Raw genomic sequence first — 20,786 nt, forward strand, 5'->3', positions numbered from 1 at the left:
CGGAATCCGTCGTGTTTGCGCGGCGGGATTCCGCCTCTCCCGGGCGCCCGCCCTCTTCCCTTCCTGATACACCACCGACATGACGCCGCCTCTCCGGGACGCTTCCCATCTCATTCGTCGCCTCAATCCCCACTGTACGCGCGCACTCGAGGCCGCCGCGAGTCTTTGTCAGACCCGGCTCGCGGATGAAATCGCGGTCGAGCACTGGATGCTTAAGCTGATCGAGGCGGACGACGGCGACATTCCCGCGCTTCTGCGCCACTACGACCTCGACATCGAGGCCGTCTCGGACGCCATGCTCGACGTGATCGACCGCATGCCCCGCACGCTGCGAGGCATGCCGGCGCTGTCGCGGCAACTCGCCACGGTGATCGAGGATGCGTGGACGCATGCGATGGCCGACGACCCCGACAGCACCATTCGCTCCGGGCATCTGCTGCAGGCCATCGTCGACGCGCCACATGTGCTGCGCACCCAGCGGGCCTGGCCGTTGCTGTCAATCCCCAGTGTGCAGATCCGGCGCGTGCTGCCCCGGCTCGGAAGACGATCTTGCGAAAACGGAGTTCACGAACCCGTATCGACGCGCGAAACCGCCGCGATCGATACGCTGCCGGGCGACGGAACGACGACGATGCCCTCCTCTGCGCCGCACGCGCCCGCGCGCGCGATCGAGCATGATGCACTCGTCCGCTTCGCGCTCGACCTCACCGACAAGGCGCGTCGCGGCGAAATCGATCCCGTCTTCGGACGCGATCGCGAGATCCGCCAGATGATCGACGTGCTCGCGCGCCGCCGCAAGAACAATCCGATCCTGGTCGGCGAGCCGGGCGTCGGCAAGACCGCGCTCGTCGAAGGGCTCGCGTTGCGGGTCGTCGACGGCAGTGTGCCGGAGACGATCCGCAACACCCGCATCCTGACGCTCGATCTCGGTTTGCTGCAGGCCGGTGCCGGTGTAAAGGGCGAATTCGAGCAACGGCTGAAGAACGTGATCGACGAGGTGCGGGCATCCGCGACGCCGATCCTGCTGTTCATCGACGAAGCACACACGTTGATCGGCGCGGGTAACGCAGCCGGCGGCGCCGACGCGGCCAACCTGCTCAAGCCGGCACTCGCGCGCGGCGAGTTGCGCACGATCGCGGCAACCACGTGGGCCGAGTACAACCAGTATTTCGCACGCGATGCCGCGCTCGAACGGCGCTTTCAGGTCATCAAGGTCGACGAACCTGACGATGAAACGGCCTGCCTGATGCTGCGCGGACTCTCGGGCCGCTACGCGAGCCATCACGAAGTCCACATTCGCGACGAAGCGATCGTCGCAGCCGTACGGCTGTCGCGCCGCTACATTCCGGCTCGCCAACTGCCGGACAAGGCCGTCGACCTGATCGATACGGCAGCCGCACGCGTGCGAATGGCACGCGATGTGCCGCCGGCGGAGCTGCAACAGGCACGTGCGACGCTGGCCGCGCTCGAACTGGAACGCGCCGCGCTCGGTTCGGACATCCGCGCCGGCATTATCGACGTAGCCGGGCGGCACATCGCGATCGACACGGAACACGCAGACGTGCGCGACACCGCCGATGCCTTGCTCAGCCAGTACACGCGAGAACGCGAACTCGTCGGCATCCTGCGTGCCCTCCGCGGCTCGGCCGATCAGGCGCCCGATCCGGTCGCTGTTTCCAACACGCTCGACGCGTTATCGACCGTTCAGGGTAAAACGCCGATGATCTCCCCCGACGTCGACGCGCAATCCATCGCGCGGGTCGTCGCCGAATGGACCGGCGTGCCGGTCGGCAATCTCGTCGAGGACGAACTGCGGAGCCTGCTCGCGCTCGAGTCGACGCTCGCAGCCCGCGTGATCGCGCAGGACGATGCGATCGCCGCCCTGGCGGAGAGCCTGCGCACCGCCAAGGCCGGCCTGAAGAGTGAACATGTGCCGCTCGGCGTGTTCCTGCTTGCAGGACCGTCCGGCGTCGGCAAGACCGAGACGGCGCTCGCGCTCGCCGACGTGTTGTTCGGCGGCTCGGCTGCGTTGACAACGATCAACCTGTCGGAGTACCAGGAAGCGCACACGGTATCGCAGCTCAAGGGCTCGCCGCCCGGCTACGTCGGGTACGGGCGCGGCGGCGTTCTCACCGAAGCCGTGCGTCAACGCCCATACAGCGTCGTGCTGCTGGACGAAGTGGAGAAAGCGCATCGCGACGTGCTCGACATCTTCTATCAAGTGTTCGATCGCGGCACGATGCGCGATGGCGAAGGGCGCGAGATCGATTTCCGCCATTGCGTGATCGTGATGACGTCCAATCTCGGCAGTACGCAAATCGACGGCGCAACCGCCGGGAATCCGTCTATCACGCAGAGCGCGTTGTGCGCAGCCATTCATCCGCAACTGGTCGCGCATTTTCAGCCGGCACTGCTTGCACGTTTCCAGACGCTCGTGTATCGGCCGCTCGATACCGCGGCGCTCGCGTCGATCGTGCGGCTCAAACTGGACAAGGTCGCGGATCGCCTGCATCGGCAACACGCAGTGACGCTTACCGGCGGCGACGACCTGATCGAATCGATCGCGCAGCACTGCGTGTCGCGGGAATCCGGCGCGCGCGGCGTCGATGCATTCCTGAACCAGCGCGTGCTGCCGGTCGTTTCCCGCGAACTGCTTGCACGGATGGCATCGGGTATCACGACATCGGCGATCTCACTGACAACCGGGGCGACAGGTGATCTGACAATCGAATTCGATGATCCGCAGACCCGACGATCACGACAAGAAAAACCGATCATGTCAGGAGCGATAGCAACACGATGACCGCAGGCCCCTCCCTCTACGACATGCTGCTCGGCCAGATCGGCGGCGAGCCGATCGGCGCTTACGACGACCGGACGCTCGAATGCCTGAGCGTGCAGCAGAACGTGCGCCGCATTCTCAATACGCGGGCCGGCGCGCTCAAGCACCTTCCCGGCTACGGACTGCCCGACCTCACGAACATCTACAAGGCATTGCCCGCGTCGGCGCATTTGCTCAAGCAGCAGATGGAAGCCACGCTACTGACGTATGAGCCGCGCATTCGTTCGATCGACGTCGGGATCGTCGACAATCGCGACCCCGGCATCCTGGTCAGCTTCGAGATGACATGCCATCTGAAGAACGCCGGGCTCGTGCGCTTCGGCACCTACTTTGAACCGCCGGGCCGCCTGCGCATCGAACGGTCGTGATCGCACCCCCTCACTGTCCGTGCGCCAGATGCGCGGCAAATCCCACCTTTTCCGGCGCGATCTCCGTCTTCAAGGTCAGCGCCGGAATCTCGTAGTCTCCCGCATTCTGCCGCCGGAACGGGATCGGTTGCACAGTCCACAGTTCGTCGAGACGCTTGCCGAGCGCCGCACGCGTTTCGTCGAAACGCACGTCGTCCATCCTTCCCGCCCGGTAGATCACGAACGGCGGCAGCACGTCGAATCCCGGGTAATACAAAATGCCGTGCTGGATCGGGAACAACACGTCGTCGATCGGCCCGTTGATGCCGCGCGCGCTGTAGTGCGATTCCCATCCGCCCGTCGTGACGATCATCATCGCGCGCTTGCCGGCGAACGAGCCTTCGCCGTAACGATCGCCCCAATGCCGGTCGGAATGCTCGCCGACGCCATATGCGAAACCGTACGCATACACACGCTCGACCCAGCCCTTCATGATCGCCGGCATCGAGAACCACCACAGCGGAAACTGCAGGATCACCGCGTCGGCCCACTTCAGCTTGTCCTGTTCGCGCGCGATGTCGTCGCGCTGCGTGCCCGTCTCGAACGCATGCTTCGAATCGAGCGCCGGATCGAAGCGCGCATCGGGCGCGCGGTCGGTCACGTCGTTCGCATCGAATGCGGCCTTCCAGTTCATCGCGTATAGATCGGTTACCTGCACGGCATGGCCCGCCGCTTCCAGATGTTCGACCGCAAAGTCCCGCAGCGCACCGTTCAGCGAGCGCGGTTCGGGATGGGCGTAGACGATCAGCACGTTCATGTTCACAGCTCCGTTGATTGATTGACTGCAGGATGCCGTCGCCGAAGGTATATTGGAAATGAATTCCAGATATTCCAGGTATAGCGATGAACAATCTCAGACGGCTGGACCTGAACCTGCTGGTCACGCTGGACGTGCTGCTCGCGGAGCACAACGTCACGCGCGCCGCCGAAAAACTGAACATATCGCAGCCGTCGGTCAGCGTGCAGTTGCAGAAGCTGCGCGACCTGTTCGGCGACCCGTTGCTGCTGCCTGGGCCGCGCGGCATGCGGCCGACCGCCCGCGCGGAAACGCTGCGCGAGCCGCTGCGGGTTGCGCTCGACGCGATCGAACACGCGGTGCTGACGGCTACGCCATTCGATCCGGCAACCGCGACGAATACCTGGCGTGTAGCCGCGACCGACTATGGCGAATCGACGATCGTCCTGCCCGCGCTGAATACGTTGCGTTCGGCTGCACCGGGGACGCGGCTCGCCGTCGTCGAACTCGTGCCGCCGCGCATCGAGCAGGAGGCGGAACGAAACGGGATCGACCTCGCGCTCCATACGACCGAAGGATCGCCGGAAGGAATGCGGCGCCTGCCGCTGTTCACGGAGCGATACGTGCTCGTCAGCCGCGCGGGGCATCCGAAGCTGAAGCGGCGTCCCACGCTCGCGCAGTTCGGCGCACTGGAACACGTGATCGTGTCGCCCGACGGCGGCGGCTTCTTCGGCGTCACGGACGAAGCGCTCGCGAAAGCGGGCGCTGCACGACGTGTCGTGCTGTCGGTTCCGCATTTCCTGTTCGTGCTGTCGGCCGTCGCCACCACCGACCTCGTCGCGATGCTGCCCGAGCGGCTGGTGCGCAACACGCCCGCGTTGCGCGTCGTGGAGGCGCCGGTCGAGGTTCCCGGCTACGAGATGTCGATGCTGTGGCACGAACGTGTGCATCGCGATCCGGCGCATCGATGGTTGCGCGAGACGATCGCCGCGTCGGTATGAATCGCTGGCCGCCGACCGTCCGAAACCGGCCGTCGCACACGTGTATTCATTCAGGGCTTGAAACCGCCACGAACACTGTATATATTTACAGTGCTTTTGCACCATTTGACCCGAATTCCGTCGGCCATGACGGACGGACTTTTGTGAGGCGACCATGTTCCAGTCATCCGCATTCGATCCCGAGCAACCCGGTTTCAACCCGGCCCATTTCGAACGTGCCGCGCAGCGGGCGGTCGTCGATCTGCAGCGTGTCGTCGGCGGCCCCGCGCAGCGCGCGCTCGGCCTGCGACGCCGCACCCATCCGGCCGCCGTCCGTACGATGAGCTGGCAGGCGCTGCTGAACGTCGAAGAGCTCGCGTTCTCGAATTCCGGTTTCCTGAGCCGCAACGACCCGACGGTCGTCGACGCGTTCATCCGGCTGCGCGACAGCCGGCTGGTGGCCGCGGACGTCGAGGAACCGGTCGACTGGCGTCGCGACGACGACGATCTGCCGGCTGTCTACCTGATCGTCAAGGCGATGCTCGAAGCAGAAGAGGAAGAACGGGCCGAAGCGGCCTGACGCGCATCGGCCGGTTGCGGGATCGCGTCGTCGCGTTGCACGGCGGCGCGGGATGTCCGTTCCGTTCTGCCGGCTGCACCGGAATGCCGATACACCGGCATGACAGTCGCGAAGCATCGCGCATGCAGACTACCGCCGCGCGACGACGCTTCGCGCCGATGCCCGAAGCAACGCCCGTTACAACCGCGCCGCGAGCCGCGCCCCCTGGTCGATCGCGCGCTTCGCATCGAGCTCGGCAGCCAGTTCCGCGCCGCCGATCAGGTGCACCGGGCGTCCGGCCGCCTGCAACGGCGCGAGCAGCGCGCGCTGCGGCTCCTGCCCCGTGCAGAGCACGATCGTATCGGCCTCGATGCACGCGGGATCGGTGCGCTGCTCGCCATACGACACGTGCAACCCGCGCGCATCGATCCGTTCGTAGTTCACGCCGCCGATCATCTTCACCTGCTTCATCTTCAGCGTCGCGCGGTGAATCCAGCCGGTCGTCTTGCCTAGCCCCTTGCCGAGCGGCGCGGCTTTACGCTGCAGCAGCGTCACTTCGCGAGCGGGCGGCGCGACCCGCGCACGCGTCACGCCGCCACGCGTCGCGGCCGGATCGGTCACTCCCCACTCGGCCTTCCATTCGTCCAGATCGAGCGTCGGCGACTCGCCGTCCTGCACCAGATATTCGGCGACATCGAAGCCGATCCCGCCCGCGCCGACCACCGCGACGCGCCGGCCGACCGGCTGCCGGCCGGCCAGCACGTCGATATAGCTGAGCACGTTCGGCCCGTCCTGCCCCGGAATCTTCGGATCGCGCGGCGCAACGCCGGTCGCGAGCACGATCTCGTCGTAGCCGCCCGCGATCAGGTCGCTCGCGTCGACACTCCGGTTCAGATGCAGATTCACGCCGGTCAGCTCGACTTGCCGGCCGAAGTAGCGCAGCGCTTCATCGAACTCTTCCTTGCCCGGAATCCGCTTCGCCATGTTGAACTGGCCGCCGATCTCCGCCGCCGCATCGAACAGGTCGACCTGATGCCCGCGCTGCGCGAGCACGGTCGAGCACGCGAGCCCAGCCGGGCCCGCACCCACCACCGCGATACGCTTCGGCCGCTGCGCACGCGTGTAGGTCAGCTCCGTCTCGTGACAGGCACGCGGATTCAGCAGGCACGACGCAATCTTGTTCTTGAACGCGTGGTCGAGACACGCCTGATTGCAGCCGATGCAGGTGTTGATCTCGTCCGCGCGACCCTGCGCGGCCTTGATGACGAACTCGGCATCCGCAAGCAGCGGCCGCGCCATCGACACCATGTCCGCGCAACCGTCGGCGAGAATCTGCTCGGCCACTTCGGGCCGGTTGATCCGGTTGGTCGTCACGAGCGGGATGCCGACTTCGCCCTTCATCTTCTTCGTCACCCATGCGAACGCACCGCGCGGCACCGACGTCGCGATCGTCGGCACGCGTGCCTCGTGCCAGCCGATTCCCGTGTTGATGATTGTCGCGCCCGCTCGCTCCACCGCCTTCGCGAGCTGAACGGTCTCGCTCCAGTCGCTGCCGTCCGGGATCAGGTCGAGCATCGACAACCGGTAGATCAGGATGAAGTCGCGCCCGACGGCTTCGCGCGTGCGCTCGACGATCTCGATCGGCAGGCGGATGCGATTCTCGTACGAACCGCCCCACTGATCGGTGCGCTTGTTGGTATGCATCGAGATGAACTGGTTGATCAGGTAGCCCTCGGAGCCCATGATCTCGACGCCGTCGTAGCCGGCTTCGCGCGCGAGTTGCGCGCAACGGACGAACGCGCGGATCTGACGCTCGACGCCGCGCGCGCCGAGTTCGTGCGGCGTGAACGGCGAGATCGGCGACTTGATCTTCGACGGCGCGACCGCGAACGGGTGATAGCCGTAGCGGCCGGTATGCAGGATCTGCAACGCGATCTTGCCGTCGTCCGCATGCACGGCATCGGTGATCACGCGGTGGCGCCGCGCACCGGCCGACGTCATTAGCGTGCCGCCGAACGGCTTGGTCCAGCCGGCCACGTTCGGCGCGAAGCCGCCGGTCACGATCAGCCCGACGCCGCCGCGCGCGCGTTCGGCGAAATAGTCGGCAAGCCGCGGCAGCGTCTTGCGGCTGTCCTCGAGGCCGGTGTGCATCGAGCCCATCAGCACGCGGTTCTTCAGCGTGGTGAAGCCGAGGTCGAGCGGCGCGAGCAGGTGGGGAAACGAAGTCGTCATGATGATTCTGCCGGTAAGCGATGCGTATCATCGTAGGCCGCGCGCCGCCTTGAACGTGAGGGGGCAAACAGCCATAATGCTTGTCATTTTCGGCCAAAACGACATGACTTCCCCGCCACGCAAGGACCACCTCGGGCTGCGCCGGCCGACGATTCCGGTCGCCTATACGCGCCTGCTCCTGCAGGCGCTGGCCGCGCGCGGCGTCGACCTGGCCGCGGTACGCGCCGGCACCGGGCTGCGCGACGCGGTACTGGCCGAACCGGATGCGCGCGTCGCGCCGTCGCAATGGGGGCGGCTCGTGCTCAACGCGATCGAGATCGGCGGCGACGCCGGCATCGGGCTCGCGTTCGGGCTGCTGCTGAAGCCGACGGTGCACGGCTTTCTCGGCTACGCAACGCTGACCGCGCGGGACATCCGCGAAGCGCTGATCGTCACGCAACGCTACTTCCGGATGCGCAACCGTCAATATCGTCTGACCTATGCGGAGGACGCGCGCGGCGCGACGCTCGAACTGCACGGCGTGCAGGCGAGTCCCGTGCTGCAGCATCACGTGATGTTCGAGTTCGTGCTGACGGGGCTCGCGCAGAACATCTCGCAGTGGTCCGGGCGCGCGTCGCCACCGATCGCGCTGCGCTTCACGTGGCCGCAACCCGACTATTTCGCGCGCTATCGCAGCCAGTTGCCGCCGGTCGAATTCGGTTGCGCGGCCAACGCGCTGTGGATCGCGCACGATGTGCTCGACTGGCCGCTTCCGCTCGCCGACGAAGTCGCGCACCGGCAGGCGCTCGTGCAGGTCGAGCGCGAGTATGCGCAAGTACGTCAGGAAGAAGGCGATCTGGTCGAGCGCGTGCGCGCGGAACTGGCGAAGACCGCGGGGGACTATTCGAGCCCGGAAGCGCTCGCGGACGCGCTGCTCGTGTCGACACGCACGCTACGGCGCCGGCTCGAGGAAGCCGGGTCGAGCTACCGGCAACTGCTCGACGAAGCGCGGTTTCGCGACGCGAAGCAATTGCTTTCGGCGTCGGATCTTGACCTGAAGACGATCGCCGAGCGGCTGCAATTCACCGACCCGGCGAATTTCACGCGCGCGTTCCGCAGGTGGGCCGGGCAAACGCCGAGCGCGTATCGGGAGGCGGCGACGGGAACCGCGCGCGAATGACAGGAAAACGTGGGCGACGCCGTACCGCCATACGCATGGTCCACCCGGCATTTTCATCGGTATGATGAATGCCACGCCAATGCGATACGGGCCACCACCCGCTTCCAGCCATGTCCAGTCACACCACCGTGATCGAGTCGACGATCGACCGTATCGATACGAACCTCGTCCGTATCGGAGTCGGCGTCAGCAAGGTACCGCTTTATCGCGTGACGATGCAGGGCATCTGCTACTTCCTCTGCGCCGACGACGTTGACGCCGACGCGTTCAAGCAGGCCGATCTGTTGAAGCCCGGGATGGCGGTGCGCACATGCGTGTTCGACGATCATGGTCGCCGCCGGATCGCGTGGATCGCCTGCAACGACCTGACGATTCCGCCCTACGACGCGCTCGCGCAGAAGGAGCGTAACCTGTCGCTGCTCACGTGGGCGTCGTGCATCTTCATGCTGAGCCTGCTCGTCGGCGGCGCCGCGCTCAAGGCCGGCTGGGCGCTCGTCGTCGCACTGACCTTGTTCGTCGGCATCGTCAGCATGCTGGGCACGCTGCTCGCGATCGCCGGCTTGTCCGAACGGGTGTTCCGGCCGCAACGGCGCGAAGCCCAGGAAAAGTGGCAAGGCCAGCCGTCCCGTTTCACCGCCGAACGGAGCAACGCATGACCGATCGCATCATGCAGACCGCGTCGGGCTGCGTCACATCCGTCAGCCAGAAGACGATCAGTACCAAAGTCTGGAGCAACAACCTTGGCTGGACCACGCAGGGCATCGAGGAGATCGCGCTTCGACTCGACACGCTGGATGCGCCGCTCACGCTCAGGACAAACGCAACGCGCAACCTGTTCATCGTCGCGGGCGACCGGCTGAAGGTCGCCTATACGGAGCGCGGCGATCACCTGGCGGTCTACGGCATCCGCAACGTGACCGACGGTTCGGTGTATCTCGTTCGCCCGGCCCGCACGCTGAGCGCCCGAATCGATGTGATCGTGACGATCGGCGTCCTGATCGCCGCGGCGCTTGCCATCGGCGTCATGTCCGCGGTGGCACGCAGCACGGACGGGATGCTCGACATCTTCGCGTGGTTCGGCGCCACCGCAATCGGCCTGTTCGTGCTGAGCACGATCCTGCGCGCGGTGTTCGGACTGGTCGTCTGGCCCGAAATCCGCCGGCTCAACCAGCCCGGCGGCAAGCGCGAAATGGATGCCGCCCGGCACGCGCTGTCGCTCGCGCGCGCAGATACGCCGCACATTCGCTTCATCTGAGCCGGCGCGCGCATCGCATCAGTCGCCGATGTCGATCCTCGCGCCGCCGTCCCCATCGTCTGCCTCGATCCGCACGTCGCCGGTCGCGGCGACGATCGCGTCATACACGTCATCCGTCACGCACACCACCGGCACCGCGATCGCATACAGCTCGGCCGCGACGATCGCGCCGATCGAGATGATCAGGTCGCGCTCCTTCAGCACGATCCCGACCGGCCCCGTGCCGTTGCGCACGGCTTCCGCCAGCACGCTGCTGCTCGAACTCGAGCCCTTCGCGTGCGGCATCACCATGATGCGGCCGGCGAGGCTCGCGCCCGTCTGCGGATGCCCGCGATCGACGATCCGCCCCGCGCCCGAATCGTAGCCGCCCCAGAAACTGAGCGGCTTGTCGAGCACGATCGTGCGTGCGCATGCGCTGCCCGGCACGAGCGTGTCGCCCGTGAATCCCCCCACCATTGCTTCAGTCATCGAATCGCACCTTTCCTTCGAACGCGGAGCGCACGCACTCGCGCATGCTGCCGTACGCCACCGTGACGCCGATGTTCGCGGGCGCATACGACGCCCACTTCCCCGAGTTGGTCATGACCAGGCCCGACAGTTGCTTCATCACCGGCGTGATGTACGTGCAGGTATCGACGACGATCTGGACGCCGCGGGCCTCGAACTTGTCCGCGAGCCCGAGCTCGCCCAGCTCCCACAGGATGAAGCGGCTCGTGTTCACGTAGAAATCGCACATCGGCTTGCCGTCGAATCGATCGAGCAGCGCGTCGAGCGTGCGGAATTCGGCCAGCGAGAAATGCGGCGTGCCGAGCGCGACCGCGACGAGCGCATCGCCGTCAGCGCCGTGGTTCAGCGTGTGGCGGATCTCGTCGAGATCGGCCATCGCGACATCGACGGTCCGCTGCGCGGCGCGCCCGTGCAACGCGGCATCGAGCGTCGGCGCCTCCGGCGTCACGCCCACCGCGTGGAACAGCGCGACCGCGCCGCTCGATGCGGCGGCGGCGCCGAGCGCCTTGAGTTCGTCCTCGGTGGTGTCCGCGGGCAGCCCGACGATCGCGGGCACGATCGCGCCGGCGATCCTGCCGATCAACAGCCCGAGCGCCGCGAAATAGATGTCGCGCGACGGGCGGCTGCCGAAGTCCGGCGCGTTGAACACGATTTGCGCGGCGCGATTCGCTTCGACGTGCAGGCCCGCATACGGCGCGCGCCCGGTGATCGCGGCGGCCAGATCGAGAAAGTCGCCATAGCGGCTGGTGCGCGCACCGAGCACCGAATTGGCGAACACGATCGCATTGGATTCGGCCCACGCGATCTGCTCGCCCAGACGCGGGCGGTTCTTCAGCTGATACGGCGCGCACGTGAAGCTCGATTCGCAGCCGAGCTGCAGGTGCGCGTCCATCAGGCGCTGCGCGTCGCGCTGGATCGCGCGGTCGCCGTGATACAGCTCGGGATGAATCAGGTCGAGCGACCCGACGTTCAGGGTGGTCGGCACCGCGACTTTCGCGCCCGTGTCGACGAAATACTCGACGAAGTCGAGGCTGGTCTGGCCGTGATAGAGACAGCCGTCGATATGCGCGGACGTGATGTCGATCAGGTGCGGCGCCGACATCACGCCGGCCGTACGGGCGACGATCCGCATCGCGCGTGCGACGCCGTCGCCGAATGCGCCGCGCAACATCGCCTCGTCGCGCTCGCTCAACTGCAGCATGGGGTGCTCCTCGTGTCTCGTCCGGTGGATCCGGATCGCTTTTGTAATACTACCGCGCGCGCCAGGGCCTGTTCACGCTGATAACGGGCTTGCGGACGAGCCTTTCCGCCCGTTCCGCAAGGGGACTTCCTCCGGGCGCGTGCAAGGAGAGAGGAGGCGCAATAGCCCTGGCTATGTAGCATTTACAACGACGAGCGGCGCAGCCATGCGGGCGGAAAGGGTTCCCCTGTTTTGGCCGGCGCAAGCCCGTTATCAGCGTGAACAGGCCCTATGCGTCGCGCAGCGCCGTCAGGCTGAACAACTCGTCGCGCAGCGCCCTGGCCCGGTCGCGGCCGAACTGCGTCTCGAACTCGTCCTGTGCAGCCTGCCATGCGACTTTCGCGTGCGCGTACGTGCGCTCGCCGAGCTTCGTCAGGCTGAGCGCATGCGCACGCGCATCATGCTCGGATGCGGCCGCGGCGACGAAGCCGTCGCGCTGTAGCGGCTTCAGCGCGCGCAACAGCGTCGTGCGATCCATCACCAGCGTATCGGCGAGTTCGCTCATCATCAGGCCGGGCCGGTGCGACAGGTTCGCCATGATCGAAAACTGCGCGGGCGTCACGCCGACCGGGGCCAGATGACGCTCGTAAAGTTGCGTGACGAAGCGCGCCGCCTGACGCAGCGCGAGGCAATTGCAGGCCTGGACCATCTGGATATCGTTCATGATCGGCAATTTATATGTGCATATGCATAAAGTCAATGTACACTCCGCCGTAACGGTCGGCCGCGTGCCTTCGGCACGCCGTCATCGCCCCGAGGAGACGGACATGGACTACATCGACAAGCTGCGCATTTTCCGGTCGGTGGTCGAGATGCGCAGCTTCACGCGCGCCGCCGACATGCACGGCCTCGCGCGGCCGGTCGTATCGCGGGCGGTCGCGGATCTGGAAGCGCGTTTCGGCAGCCGCCTGCTGCACCGGACCACGCGCCAGGTCTCGCTGACCGAAACGGCCGAGCGGATCTACGAGCGCTGCGCGGCCGTGCTCGACGAACTCGACTCGCTCGAGGCGCAAGCGCAGTCGCACACGCGCGAGCCGGAGGGCCTGCTGCGCCTCGTCGCGCACACGACCGCCGCGCTGAACCGGCTGGTGCCGCTGATCGCCGGCTTCAAGGCCGCGCATCCGAAAGTGCGCCTCGACGTCACGCTGACCGAACGCCCGGTCGATCTCGTGGGCGAAGGCTACGACATCGGCATCGTCGTGCCGTACATGCTGACGAGCGAGACGACCGTCGTGCGGCTGATCGAACGCATTCCGGTGGTGCTCGTCGCAACGCCTGCCTACCTGCGCGCGCACTCGCGCCCTGAAACGCCGGCCGAACTCGCCGACCACCCGTTCGTGCCGCTGTCGCCGTCGCTGCGCCGGCCCGCGCTGTCGTTCCGCGTCGACGGCAACACGCTCACCGTGCCGTTTCGCTTCGACATCTCGTCGAACAGCCCCGTCTTCAACCGCGAAATGGTGATGCACGACTTCGGCATCGGCGTCGTGCCGAAAACGCTCGTCGATGCCGAACTCGCGTCGGGCGCGCTCGTGCAGTTGCTGGAAGACGCCGATCTCGTCGATGCGTTCGTGGAAATCAAGCTCGCGTACGCGAATCGCGCGCTCCTGCCCGCGAAGGTCAAGGCGTTCATCGACTACACGGCCGCATATAGCAACCGCGAAGGCCGGATCGTTCCGGCGGCGGCCTGACCCGGCGCCCGAGCGCGCCGGCCTGCCGCCGATTGGTACAGCCACGACACCAATCTGATCCCGCCCCGCTGCTCGCTTCGCGCCGTCTCGCCGCCTAACATGTGCACATGCACACGCCAACTCTCACCGATGACGATTGCTTCGCGGTCCGGCAAGCGGCGCGGCGGATCTCGCAGTTCTACGAGCGCTATCTGTCCCGGGCCGGTGTCACACCGTCGCAGTACAGCATTCTCGCGCTGCTGCGGGAGCGTCCGGGCCTGACGATGGCGACGCTGTCGGCCGTGCTGGTGATCGAGCGCACCGCGCTGCTGCGCGCACTCAAGCCGCTGGTCGCCGCGGCGCTGGTTGCGGGCCGGATCGAGCCGCCGTGCCGCCGCCAGACGTTCGCGCTGACCGCGCACGGCGAAACGAAGGTCGCCGCTGCGCACGTGCACTGGCGCGCCGCGCAGGAAGCGTTCGAGCGGCGCTTCGGGCCGGCGCAGGCGGCCCGCCTCAGAGACGAATTGTTCCGGATCACGCACAACCTGCCGGAACGTTAGCCCCTTCCCCGATCGACGACGCCCCGTCGCCGGTCGCCTCAATAAGTGCATATACATAGGTGAATCGATGGATACGACCCAGACCGCTGCCGCATCACGCGAGGCAGCCACAACCGATCGGCCCGCGAAGCAGCGACGCCGCGTGCCGTGGATGCGGATCGCGGTGGCCGTCGTGGTCGTCGCGGTCGCGGCCGCCGTGCTCGACTGGTTGCTGGTGCTGCGCTTCCAGGAAAGCACCGACGATGCGTACGTCGGCGGCGACGTCACGGTGCTCGCGCCGAAGGTGAACGGCTTCGTCGACCGGATTCTCGTGACCGACAACCAGCGCGTGAAAGCTGGCGACGTGCTCGTGCAGCTCGATGCGCGCGACTACGATGCGAAGCTTGCGCAGGCTGCCGCGGAAGTCGACAGCGCGCGCTCCGCCGTGGCCGAACTCGAGGCGAAGCAGCAGTTGCAATACGCGGTGATCGGCCAGCATGCGGCGGACAGGCAGGCGTCGTCGGCCGAACTCACGCGGGCCGCATCCGATCGCGTTCGCTACCGCGAGCTCGTGAAATCCGATGCGGTGTCGAACCAGATCGTCGAGCGCGCGGACGCCGACTATTCGAAGGCAGGCGCCGCCGTCGAGCGCAGCGATGCCGCGCTGCTCGCGTCGAAACGGCAGCTCGACGTGCTCGGCGCGCAGCTCGCCGATGCCCGGGCGCGCGTGAACACCGCGCTCGCCGCGCAGCGCGTCGCGGCGCTGAACGTCGAATACACGACGATCCGCTCGCCGGTCGACGGTTACGTTGGCAACCGCACGGGCCGGGTCGGGATGCTCGCGAACGTCGGCGTGCCGCTGCTGACGATCGTGCCGGCGTCGGGGCTGTGGATCGATGCGAACTTCAAGGAAGACCAGTTGCGCAAGATGCGCGCGGGGGATCGCGTCGACGTCGCGCTCGATGCGTCGAGCACGCGCCTGCATGGCCGCGTCGACAGCCTGGCGCCCGCGACCGGCGCGACCTTCAGCGTGCTGCCGCCCGAGAACGCGACCGGCAACTTCACGAAGATCGTCCAGCGCGTGCCGGTGCGCGTGCATCTCGATCCGCAGCCGGGCATCGAACACGTGCTGCGCCCCGGCCTGTCCGCGGTCGTGACCGTGCATACCGATCGCGCGAACTGAGCGGGAGCCGACGATGACCACCGCATTTTCCGGCGACCCCGCGTCGCAACCGACGAGGCAGCGCGTGTTCGCGTTCGCGCTGATGTGCGTCGGCTTCTTCATGGCGACGCTCGACATCCAGATCGTCGCGTCGTCGCTGCGCGACATCGGCGGGGGCCTGTCCGCGAGCCAGGACGAGCTGTCCTGGGTGCAGACGGCGTACCTGATCGCCGAGATCATCGTGATCCCGATGTCGGGCTGGTTGTCGAAAGTGATGTCGACGCGCTGGCTGTTCGTCGCGTCGGCGATCGGCTTCACGATCACGAGCATGCTGTGCGGGCTCGCGTGGGACATCAATTCGATGATCCTGTTTCGCGGGATGCAGGGTGCGCTCGGCGCCGCGATGATCCCGACCGTGTTCACGACCGCGTTCGTCCTGTTTCCGGGCAAGCAGCGGCTGATCGCGTCGACGACGATCGGCGCGCTCGCGTCGCTCGCCCCGGCGATCGGGCCCGTGATCGGCGGCTGGATCACCGACCAATGGTCGTGGCACTGGCTGTTCTACCTGAACCTCGTGCCGGGCATCGTCGTGGCCGCGCTGGTGCCGCGCTACGTGCATATCGACGAGCCCGATCCCGGCCTCGTCAGCCGCGGCGACTATCGCGGCATCGTGCTGATGTCGGGCTTCCTCGGCTGCCTCGAATACGTGCTGGAGGAAGGCCCGCGCAAGAACTGGTTCGGCGACGATGCGATCGTCCTCTGCGCGTGGATCTCGGGCATCTGCGGCTTCCTGTTCATCGTGCATGCGCTGACCGCCGACGATCCGATCGTCGACCTGCGCGCGCTCGCCGTGCGCAACTTCGGAATCGGCAGCCTGCTGTCGTTCGTGACGGGCATCGGGATCTTCGTGACCGTGTTCCTCACGCCGCTGTTTCTTGCGCAGGTGCGCGCGTTCAGCTCGCTGCAGATCGGCATCGCGCTGCTGTCGGTGGGCGCGTTCCAGTTGCTCGCGCTGGGCGCGTATGCATTCGCCGCGCGCTTCTTCAGCATGCGCGCGTTGCTCGTGTTCGGGCTCGTCTGCTTCGGCCTCGGCTGCTACCTGTACACGCCAATCACGCACGACTGGGGCTGGCGCGAGCTGCTGCTGCCACAGGCATTGCGCGGGATCGGCCAGCAGTTCAGCGTGCCGCCGATCGTGACGATGGCGCTCGGCTCGCTGCCGCAGTCGCGACTGAAATCGGCGAGCGGCCTGTTCAACCTGATGCGCAATCTCGGCGGCGCGATCGGCATCGCGGTGAGCGCGACGATGCTCAACGACCGGGTGAACTTCCACTACCTGCGCCTGAACGAGCACGTGAGCGCCGGGGAGCCGCAGGTCGCATCGCTGCTCGATCGCCAGGCCGCGTACTGGACATCGGTGGCCGGCGACACGCTGAATACCGCGCAGGCCGGTCTCGCGAACCTGCACCGGCTGATCTATCGCGAAGCGCTGACGCTGACCTACGCGGATGCGTATTACGCGCTGTCGCTGTGCTTCGTCGTCGCGCTGGTTGCCGTCGCGTTTTCCAAACCCATTACCCTGAACGCGCCGCCGCCGGACGCGCACTGAGCCGAGGTCATCGTCATGAAAAAGCTACTCGTCGCGCTGGCCGTCAGCGCATTCGCCGCCGGGTGCGCGGTACAGCCCGCGCAACACCCGGCGCTGCACGACTCGGTTCAATCGCTTGCGCCCGCCGGATGGGACACCGACGTCCCGCGCGGCGGCATCGACGCCGCCGCATGGTGGGCGCAGTTCCACGATCCCGTGCTCGACCGGCTGATCGCGACCGTGCTCGACGGCAACCTCGACCTGCAGGCCGCCGCGGAACGCGTGAAGCAGGCCCGGGCGCTGACCGTGCAGAAACGCGCGGCGCTGCTGCCCGAGCTCGACGCGACCGCGCACGCGGCCGACGCGCGCCAGAACACGCCGCCGCCGCTCGGCTACGTGCGGCAGGCCGGCGCAGGGCTCGCACTGAGTTGGTCGCCGGACGTGTTCGGCGGCGAACGGCTCGATCTGCTGGCCGCGCAGGCCGGGCTGGTCGGGCAACAGCATGCGGAAGACGCGATGCGGCTCGCGATCGCGGCCGATACGGCGTCCGCGTACGTCGACCTGCGCTGGGCACAACAGGAACTGAAGATCCTGCAGGACAACGCAACGATTCGGCAGCATGCGCTCGAACTGACGCGCAAGCGGCAGGCGTTCGGGCTGTCGACCGAGCTCGACGTCACGCGCGCACAGAACCAGCTCGATGCGCTCGGAGCGCGGATTCCGCCGACGCGCGCGCAGATCGCACACCAGCTCAACCTGATCGCCGTGTATTCGGGACGCACGCCGGAATCGATCGACCGGCTCGTGCTCGCGCAAGCCGGCGAGATCCCCACGCCGCCGGCCGGCTCGCCCGATACGCTGCCTTCGCAGGCGCTCTTGCGGCGGCCGGACGTGCTCACAGCCTATGCGCAGGTCGAACGGCGCGCGGCGCAGGTCGGTGTCGCGAAAGCCGAGCGGTATCCGAAGTTCTCGCTGAACCTGACGGACGGGATTCTGGCGGCATCGTATCTCGGGCTGCCGACGCTGACCGACAATCTGTTCAGCGCGGCGCTGAGCGCGACGAGTCCGATCTTCAACGCGGGACGCATCACCGCCGATATCACGCAGAGCGAGAGCCGGATGCGCGAATCGGAACTCGGGTTGAAGCAGACGATGCTGCAGGCGTTGCGGGAAGTCGAGGATGCACGAGTGAATCTCGTCAGCAGCGATGAAGCGACGCGGCGGCTCGACAGCGCGCTTTCAGCGTCGAATAAGGCGCTCGGGTTGGCGAACCAGCTCTACAAGGGCGGCGCGACGGACTTTCTCGACGTGTTGTCGGCGCAGGAGGTGTATCTGCGCGACTCGGATTCGCTCAACCAGGTCAAGCGCGAGCATGCGCTGGCGGCGGTCGCGCTGTATCGGTCGCTCGGGGGTGGGTGGAGCGGCAATGATGCCGCGGGCGGGACGGAGGTGGACGCCGTGGCGAAGAATTGAGCCGGGAGCGCGACCGCGATACGACGCCGGCTTCGGCACTGGCCGGCGTCCCGCTCGTCAACCGCTCGCCCCGGAGGTTCGGTCGACGGCAACGCGATTCACGCCGTTACCGGTCCAGCGCCAGCTTCGCGCCGAGCCCCAGCAGGATCGTCCCCATCACCGCGTCGATCGGCTTGCGCAGTTTCGCGTAGCCGACTTGCACGCGATTCGTCGAGAACAGCACGGCGACCGTGCAGAACCACGTCAGCGACACGGCGACCACGACGGCCGGCTCGCGGATGCGGGCTGTTGCGCGGACTGGTGCAGGCTCGACAGCGACTTGATGCCGAGATAGATCAGGTACGCGGCGCCTGCGATGCGAATCGCCTCGTACAGCCATGCGAGCTTAGCGACGATCAGCCCGAGCCCGAAAATCGCCATCGCGGCCCAGACAGCGTGCGACGACGCGATGCCCAACGCGGCCAGCAGCCCGGCGCGGCGGTTGCCGAGCGCATGGGACGACACGGCGATCAGATCGGGGCCGGGGCTGACGCAGGCCAGCAACATCACGCCGCCGACGGCGGCGAGTTGGGGAAGATAGCTCATGACGGTTCGGGCGGATTCGGGCAAATTCGGATGAAGAAGGCAGGCCGGCTCACTGTAGCATGCCGATCTTCGCTGCGCGCGGGCCGCCGGACGCGCCGTGCGGGGGCCGCCGACGTACACGGCCCCGCCCGCCGCATGGCTGCCGGCGCGCCTTACAGCGGCGGCCGCTTCAGCTTCACCCAGCGTTGCACCGACGGCCGCTCCCACTGCGCACACGCATAGTCGGCGAGCCGCTGCGGCACCGGATCGTCGTTCAGCACCAGACGGTTCAGCATCACGGCCAGGTCGACATCGGCGATGCTCCACGCGCCGAACAGATTCGCCGCGCCCGGCGCAAGCAGCTTGTCGGCGGCGGCGAACAGTTTCTGTGCGGCGGTCTGCGCGAGATTCGACAGCGGTTCGCTCGACGGACCGTAGAACAGCACTTCGGTCGACCGTTCCGAGCGCACCGGCATCAGGTCGCTGCGCAGCCACGCCTGCACCTGCCGCGCCCGCGCGCGCTGGCGCGGATCGGCCGGATAGAGCCGCTCGCCCGCAAAGGTATCGTCCAGATACTCGGTAATCGCAGACGATTCCGACAGCGCGAAGTCGTCGTGCACGAGCGTCGGCACGCGTTGCGTCAGCGACGTCGCCGCGTAGTCGGGCGCGAAATGCGCGCGGTTGCCGAGATCGACGGTCACCAGATCGTAGGGCAGCGATTTTTCTTCGAGCGCGACGAATACGGACATCGCGTAAGGGCTCGTGTATTGCGCGTCCGCGTAGAGACGGAGATTACCGGTTTGCACTGCAGGCTCCTCGTGGGTGGAGAGTTCGGGCGCCATGACCTGGCGTGCCGGCGAACTCGGGATGAATCGATACGGACGGTGCGTTCAGCCGGCGTCGGGCCATCGGTATCCGAGCACCTCGCCGACCGGATACGCAAGCTCGCGCACCGCTTCCAGCTGATTGCCGCCGAACAGATGCACGTGTGCGTCGTCGTGGCGCAGATAGAAGCCGACGTGGCCCTTCCAGCTCGCCGGGTCGTCGCGCGTCAGGACGGCGATGCAGCCGTACACCGGACGCTCGAGCGGGCGCCCCCATTCGAGCCACGAACGCGCGAGCGCGGAACCCGTGCCGCGAATCCCGGCATGCGTCATGCACCAGTTGACGAACGACGAACACCACGAAATCTTGTCGTCGTAGCCGACGAGGTTCGTGTGGCTGTTGTATTCGACGATGCGCGGATTGATGCTGCCGGGCGGGAAACGGCGGATGCCCAGTTCGGCCAGCGCGACGGGCATCCACGGCGGGTGGCCGGCTTGCGGGTTGCCCTCGGGGTTCGATCGGATCACGACGGTCTCGATGGAATGCGGGTGGAACGTCGCTCAATCTTCGCACGAATACGTGCCGGCCGGCAGCGCCTTTTCCCGCATGCGGTTTCCGGCACGTACGCCCGTATCATGCGGGCAGTGCCCTCGACCGTCACGCCCGCCACGCGCGTCACGCCCCTGCCGCCCCTTCAGTGCCTCGTCGCGCTCGAATCCGCCGTGCGGCATGCGAGCTTCACGAAGGCCGCCACCGAACTGCACCTCACGCAAAGCGCGATCAGCCGCCAGATCCGGTAGCTCGAGGCATTCCTCGGTCGCTCGCTGTTCGTCCGGCGTCGCGGTGCTGCGGCTCACGCCGCGCCTGCCCGGATTCCGCGCCGCGTATCCGGACATCAAGCTGCGCGTGATCGTGCGCGACGGCCTGGCGTCGATGTCGCAGGCGTAATTCGACGTCGTCGTGCTCGACGAAAATCCGCTCGACGATATCGGCGTCGTCGCGGGTGAAGGCGAAAACGTCGCGTACGTGATGCTGCGCGGCACGATCATGA

Annotated in this window: 19 protein-coding genes and 2 pseudogenes; 13 read left to right on the top strand and 8 right to left on the bottom strand. The window is 66.9% G+C overall.

Going from position 1 to position 20,786, the window contains the following annotated elements; genetic code table 11:
- The first annotated feature begins 79 nt into the window (after positions 1-79).
- A complete protein-coding gene (tssH, locus tag DIE13_RS07670; protein WP_124826568.1) occupies positions 80-2,803 on the top strand; it encodes a type VI secretion system ATPase TssH in 2,724 nt (907 codons plus the stop codon).
- A complete protein-coding gene (gene tssE, locus DIE13_RS07675) occupies positions 2,800-3,210 on the top strand; it encodes a type VI secretion system baseplate subunit TssE (protein ID WP_124826569.1) in 411 nt (136 codons plus the stop codon). The genes tssH and tssE overlap by 4 nt, the downstream gene beginning before the upstream one ends.
- Positions 3,211-3,220: 10 nt before the next feature.
- Here the strand turns inward: tssE and DIE13_RS07680 are convergent, their stop codons facing one another.
- Positions 3,221-4,006, bottom strand: coding sequence for an NAD(P)H-dependent oxidoreductase (locus DIE13_RS07680; protein ID WP_124826570.1), 786 nt, complete (start codon positions 4,004-4,006; stop codon positions 3,221-3,223).
- Between the two features lie 86 nt (positions 4,007-4,092).
- Here DIE13_RS07680 and DIE13_RS07685 point away from each other — a divergent pair, with 86 nt between their 5' ends.
- Positions 4,093-4,986 carry a LysR family transcriptional regulator gene (locus DIE13_RS07685; RefSeq protein WP_124826571.1) on the top strand — a complete coding sequence of 298 codons (894 nt, stop codon included), beginning with the start codon at positions 4,093-4,095 and terminating at the stop codon, positions 4,984-4,986.
- A gap of 154 nt (positions 4,987-5,140) precedes the next feature.
- Positions 5,141-5,545 (top strand): DUF2471 family protein, encoded by a 405-nt coding sequence (locus DIE13_RS07690; RefSeq protein WP_124826572.1) that lies wholly within the window; start codon positions 5,141-5,143, stop codon positions 5,543-5,545.
- A 177-nt stretch (positions 5,546-5,722) separates the two neighbouring features.
- Here DIE13_RS07690 and DIE13_RS07695 read toward each other — a convergent pair whose 3' ends face one another.
- Positions 5,723-7,756 carry an NADPH-dependent 2,4-dienoyl-CoA reductase gene (locus tag DIE13_RS07695; RefSeq protein WP_124826573.1) on the bottom strand — a complete coding sequence of 678 codons (2,034 nt, stop codon included), beginning with the start codon at positions 7,754-7,756 and terminating at the stop codon, positions 5,723-5,725.
- A 76-nt stretch (positions 7,757-7,832) separates the two neighbouring features.
- Between DIE13_RS07695 and DIE13_RS07700 the strand changes: the two genes are divergently transcribed.
- The 3 genes from DIE13_RS07700 to DIE13_RS32815 all read left to right on the top strand — a co-directional run bounded on the left by DIE13_RS07700 (position 7,833) and on the right by DIE13_RS32815 (position 10,170).
- The gene (locus tag DIE13_RS07700) at positions 7,833-8,915 is read left to right on the top strand and encodes an AraC family transcriptional regulator (protein WP_124826574.1); all 1,083 of its coding nucleotides are present in this window, start codon (positions 7,833-7,835) and stop codon (positions 8,913-8,915) included.
- A 110-nt stretch (positions 8,916-9,025) separates the two neighbouring features.
- On the top strand, positions 9,026-9,571 hold the full coding sequence (locus DIE13_RS07705) for a hypothetical protein (protein ID WP_124826575.1): 546 nt from the start codon (positions 9,026-9,028) through the stop codon (positions 9,569-9,571).
- On the top strand, positions 9,568-10,170 hold the full coding sequence (locus DIE13_RS32815; protein ID WP_175750691.1) for a hypothetical protein: 603 nt from the start codon (positions 9,568-9,570) through the stop codon (positions 10,168-10,170). The genes DIE13_RS07705 and DIE13_RS32815 overlap by 4 nt, the downstream gene beginning before the upstream one ends.
- Before the next feature lie 18 nt (positions 10,171-10,188).
- On the opposite strand, the gene DIE13_RS07715 is transcribed toward DIE13_RS32815, so the two are convergent.
- The 3 genes from DIE13_RS07715 to DIE13_RS07725 all read right to left on the bottom strand — a co-directional run bounded on the left by DIE13_RS07715 (position 10,189) and on the right by DIE13_RS07725 (position 12,581).
- A complete protein-coding gene (locus tag DIE13_RS07715) occupies positions 10,189-10,638 on the bottom strand; it encodes an aconitase X swivel domain-containing protein (RefSeq protein ID WP_124826576.1) in 450 nt (149 codons plus the stop codon).
- Positions 10,631-11,878, bottom strand: coding sequence for an aconitase X (locus DIE13_RS07720; protein WP_124826577.1), 1,248 nt, complete (start codon positions 11,876-11,878; stop codon positions 10,631-10,633). Before DIE13_RS07720 ends, DIE13_RS07715 begins: the two co-directional genes overlap by 8 nt.
- Positions 11,879-12,146: 268 nt before the next feature.
- Positions 12,147-12,581 carry a MarR family winged helix-turn-helix transcriptional regulator gene (locus tag DIE13_RS07725; RefSeq protein WP_124826578.1) on the bottom strand — a complete coding sequence of 145 codons (435 nt, stop codon included), beginning with the start codon at positions 12,579-12,581 and terminating at the stop codon, positions 12,147-12,149.
- Positions 12,582-12,684: 103 nt separating this feature from the next.
- Here DIE13_RS07725 and DIE13_RS07730 point away from each other — a divergent pair, with 103 nt between their 5' ends.
- From DIE13_RS07730 to DIE13_RS07750, 5 genes are all read left to right on the top strand, one after another.
- Positions 12,685-13,605 (top strand): LysR family transcriptional regulator, encoded by a 921-nt coding sequence (locus tag DIE13_RS07730; RefSeq protein ID WP_124826579.1) that lies wholly within the window; start codon positions 12,685-12,687, stop codon positions 13,603-13,605.
- 107 nt (positions 13,606-13,712) lie between these two features.
- The gene (locus DIE13_RS07735) at positions 13,713-14,144 is read left to right on the top strand and encodes a MarR family winged helix-turn-helix transcriptional regulator (RefSeq protein ID WP_124826580.1); all 432 of its coding nucleotides are present in this window, start codon (positions 13,713-13,715) and stop codon (positions 14,142-14,144) included.
- Positions 14,145-14,211: 67 nt separating this feature from the next.
- Positions 14,212-15,306, top strand: coding sequence for an HlyD family secretion protein (locus tag DIE13_RS07740; protein WP_124826581.1), 1,095 nt, complete (start codon positions 14,212-14,214; stop codon positions 15,304-15,306).
- A gap of 13 nt (positions 15,307-15,319) precedes the next feature.
- Entirely contained in the window at positions 15,320-16,894 is a 1,575-nt protein-coding gene (locus tag DIE13_RS07745) for a DHA2 family efflux MFS transporter permease subunit (RefSeq protein ID WP_124826582.1), read from the top strand.
- Positions 16,895-16,909: 15 nt separating this feature from the next.
- Positions 16,910-18,346 (top strand): efflux transporter outer membrane subunit, encoded by a 1,437-nt coding sequence (locus DIE13_RS07750; RefSeq protein WP_124826583.1) that lies wholly within the window; start codon positions 16,910-16,912, stop codon positions 18,344-18,346.
- A gap of 106 nt (positions 18,347-18,452) precedes the next feature.
- Here DIE13_RS07750 and DIE13_RS07755 read toward each other — a convergent pair.
- The 3 genes and pseudogenes from DIE13_RS07755 to DIE13_RS07765 all read right to left on the bottom strand — a co-directional run bounded on the left by DIE13_RS07755 (position 18,453) and on the right by DIE13_RS07765 (position 20,211).
- Positions 18,453-18,931, bottom strand: a pseudogene (locus tag DIE13_RS07755) (LysE family translocator).
- A 152-nt stretch (positions 18,932-19,083) separates the two neighbouring features.
- Complete coding sequence (yfcF, locus tag DIE13_RS07760; protein ID WP_175750692.1) at positions 19,084-19,716, bottom strand: glutathione transferase; 633 nt, start codon at positions 19,714-19,716, stop codon at positions 19,084-19,086.
- Between the two features lie 84 nt (positions 19,717-19,800).
- A complete protein-coding gene (locus DIE13_RS07765; RefSeq protein ID WP_124826603.1) occupies positions 19,801-20,211 on the bottom strand; it encodes a TIGR02594 family protein in 411 nt (136 codons plus the stop codon).
- Between the two features lie 159 nt (positions 20,212-20,370).
- Between DIE13_RS07765 and DIE13_RS07770 the strand changes: the two are divergent.
- Positions 20,371-20,680: pseudogene (locus DIE13_RS07770) on the top strand (LysR family transcriptional regulator); the annotation flags it as partial.
- Between the last annotated feature and the right edge of the window lie 106 nt (positions 20,681-20,786).

Origin of the sequence: Burkholderia sp. Bp9016 (assembly GCF_003857765.1) — a bacterium.
Taxonomy (GTDB): Bacteria; Pseudomonadota; Gammaproteobacteria; order Burkholderiales; family Burkholderiaceae; genus Burkholderia.

Excerpts from the sequence above, each read along its gene's own strand:
- tssH (WP_124826568.1), top strand. The coding sequence starts at position 80 with ATGACGCCGCCTCTCCGGGACGCTTCCCATCTCATTCGTCGCCTCAAT.
- tssE (WP_124826569.1), top strand. The coding sequence starts at position 2,800 with ATGACCGCAGGCCCCTCCCTCTACGACATGCTGCTCGGCCAGATCGGC.
- DIE13_RS07680 (WP_124826570.1), bottom strand. The coding sequence starts at position 4,006 with ATGAACGTGCTGATCGTCTACGCCCATCCCGAACCGCGCTCGCTGAAC.
- DIE13_RS07685 (WP_124826571.1), top strand. The coding sequence starts at position 4,093 with ATGAACAATCTCAGACGGCTGGACCTGAACCTGCTGGTCACGCTGGAC.
- DIE13_RS07690 (WP_124826572.1), top strand. The coding sequence starts at position 5,141 with ATGTTCCAGTCATCCGCATTCGATCCCGAGCAACCCGGTTTCAACCCG.
- DIE13_RS07695 (WP_124826573.1), bottom strand. The coding sequence starts at position 7,756 with ATGACGACTTCGTTTCCCCACCTGCTCGCGCCGCTCGACCTCGGCTTC.
- DIE13_RS07700 (WP_124826574.1), top strand. The coding sequence starts at position 7,833 with ATGCTTGTCATTTTCGGCCAAAACGACATGACTTCCCCGCCACGCAAG.
- DIE13_RS07705 (WP_124826575.1), top strand. The coding sequence starts at position 9,026 with ATGTCCAGTCACACCACCGTGATCGAGTCGACGATCGACCGTATCGAT.
- DIE13_RS32815 (WP_175750691.1), top strand. The coding sequence starts at position 9,568 with ATGACCGATCGCATCATGCAGACCGCGTCGGGCTGCGTCACATCCGTC.
- DIE13_RS07715 (WP_124826576.1), bottom strand. The coding sequence starts at position 10,638 with ATGACTGAAGCAATGGTGGGGGGATTCACGGGCGACACGCTCGTGCCG.
- DIE13_RS07720 (WP_124826577.1), bottom strand. The coding sequence starts at position 11,878 with ATGCTGCAGTTGAGCGAGCGCGACGAGGCGATGTTGCGCGGCGCATTC.
- DIE13_RS07725 (WP_124826578.1), bottom strand. The coding sequence starts at position 12,581 with ATGAACGATATCCAGATGGTCCAGGCCTGCAATTGCCTCGCGCTGCGT.
- DIE13_RS07730 (WP_124826579.1), top strand. The coding sequence starts at position 12,685 with ATGGACTACATCGACAAGCTGCGCATTTTCCGGTCGGTGGTCGAGATG.
- DIE13_RS07735 (WP_124826580.1), top strand. The coding sequence starts at position 13,713 with ATGCACACGCCAACTCTCACCGATGACGATTGCTTCGCGGTCCGGCAA.
- DIE13_RS07740 (WP_124826581.1), top strand. The coding sequence starts at position 14,212 with ATGGATACGACCCAGACCGCTGCCGCATCACGCGAGGCAGCCACAACC.
- DIE13_RS07745 (WP_124826582.1), top strand. The coding sequence starts at position 15,320 with ATGACCACCGCATTTTCCGGCGACCCCGCGTCGCAACCGACGAGGCAG.
- DIE13_RS07750 (WP_124826583.1), top strand. The coding sequence starts at position 16,910 with ATGAAAAAGCTACTCGTCGCGCTGGCCGTCAGCGCATTCGCCGCCGGG.
- DIE13_RS07765 (WP_124826603.1), bottom strand. The coding sequence starts at position 20,211 with ATGCCCGTCGCGCTGGCCGAACTGGGCATCCGCCGTTTCCCGCCCGGC.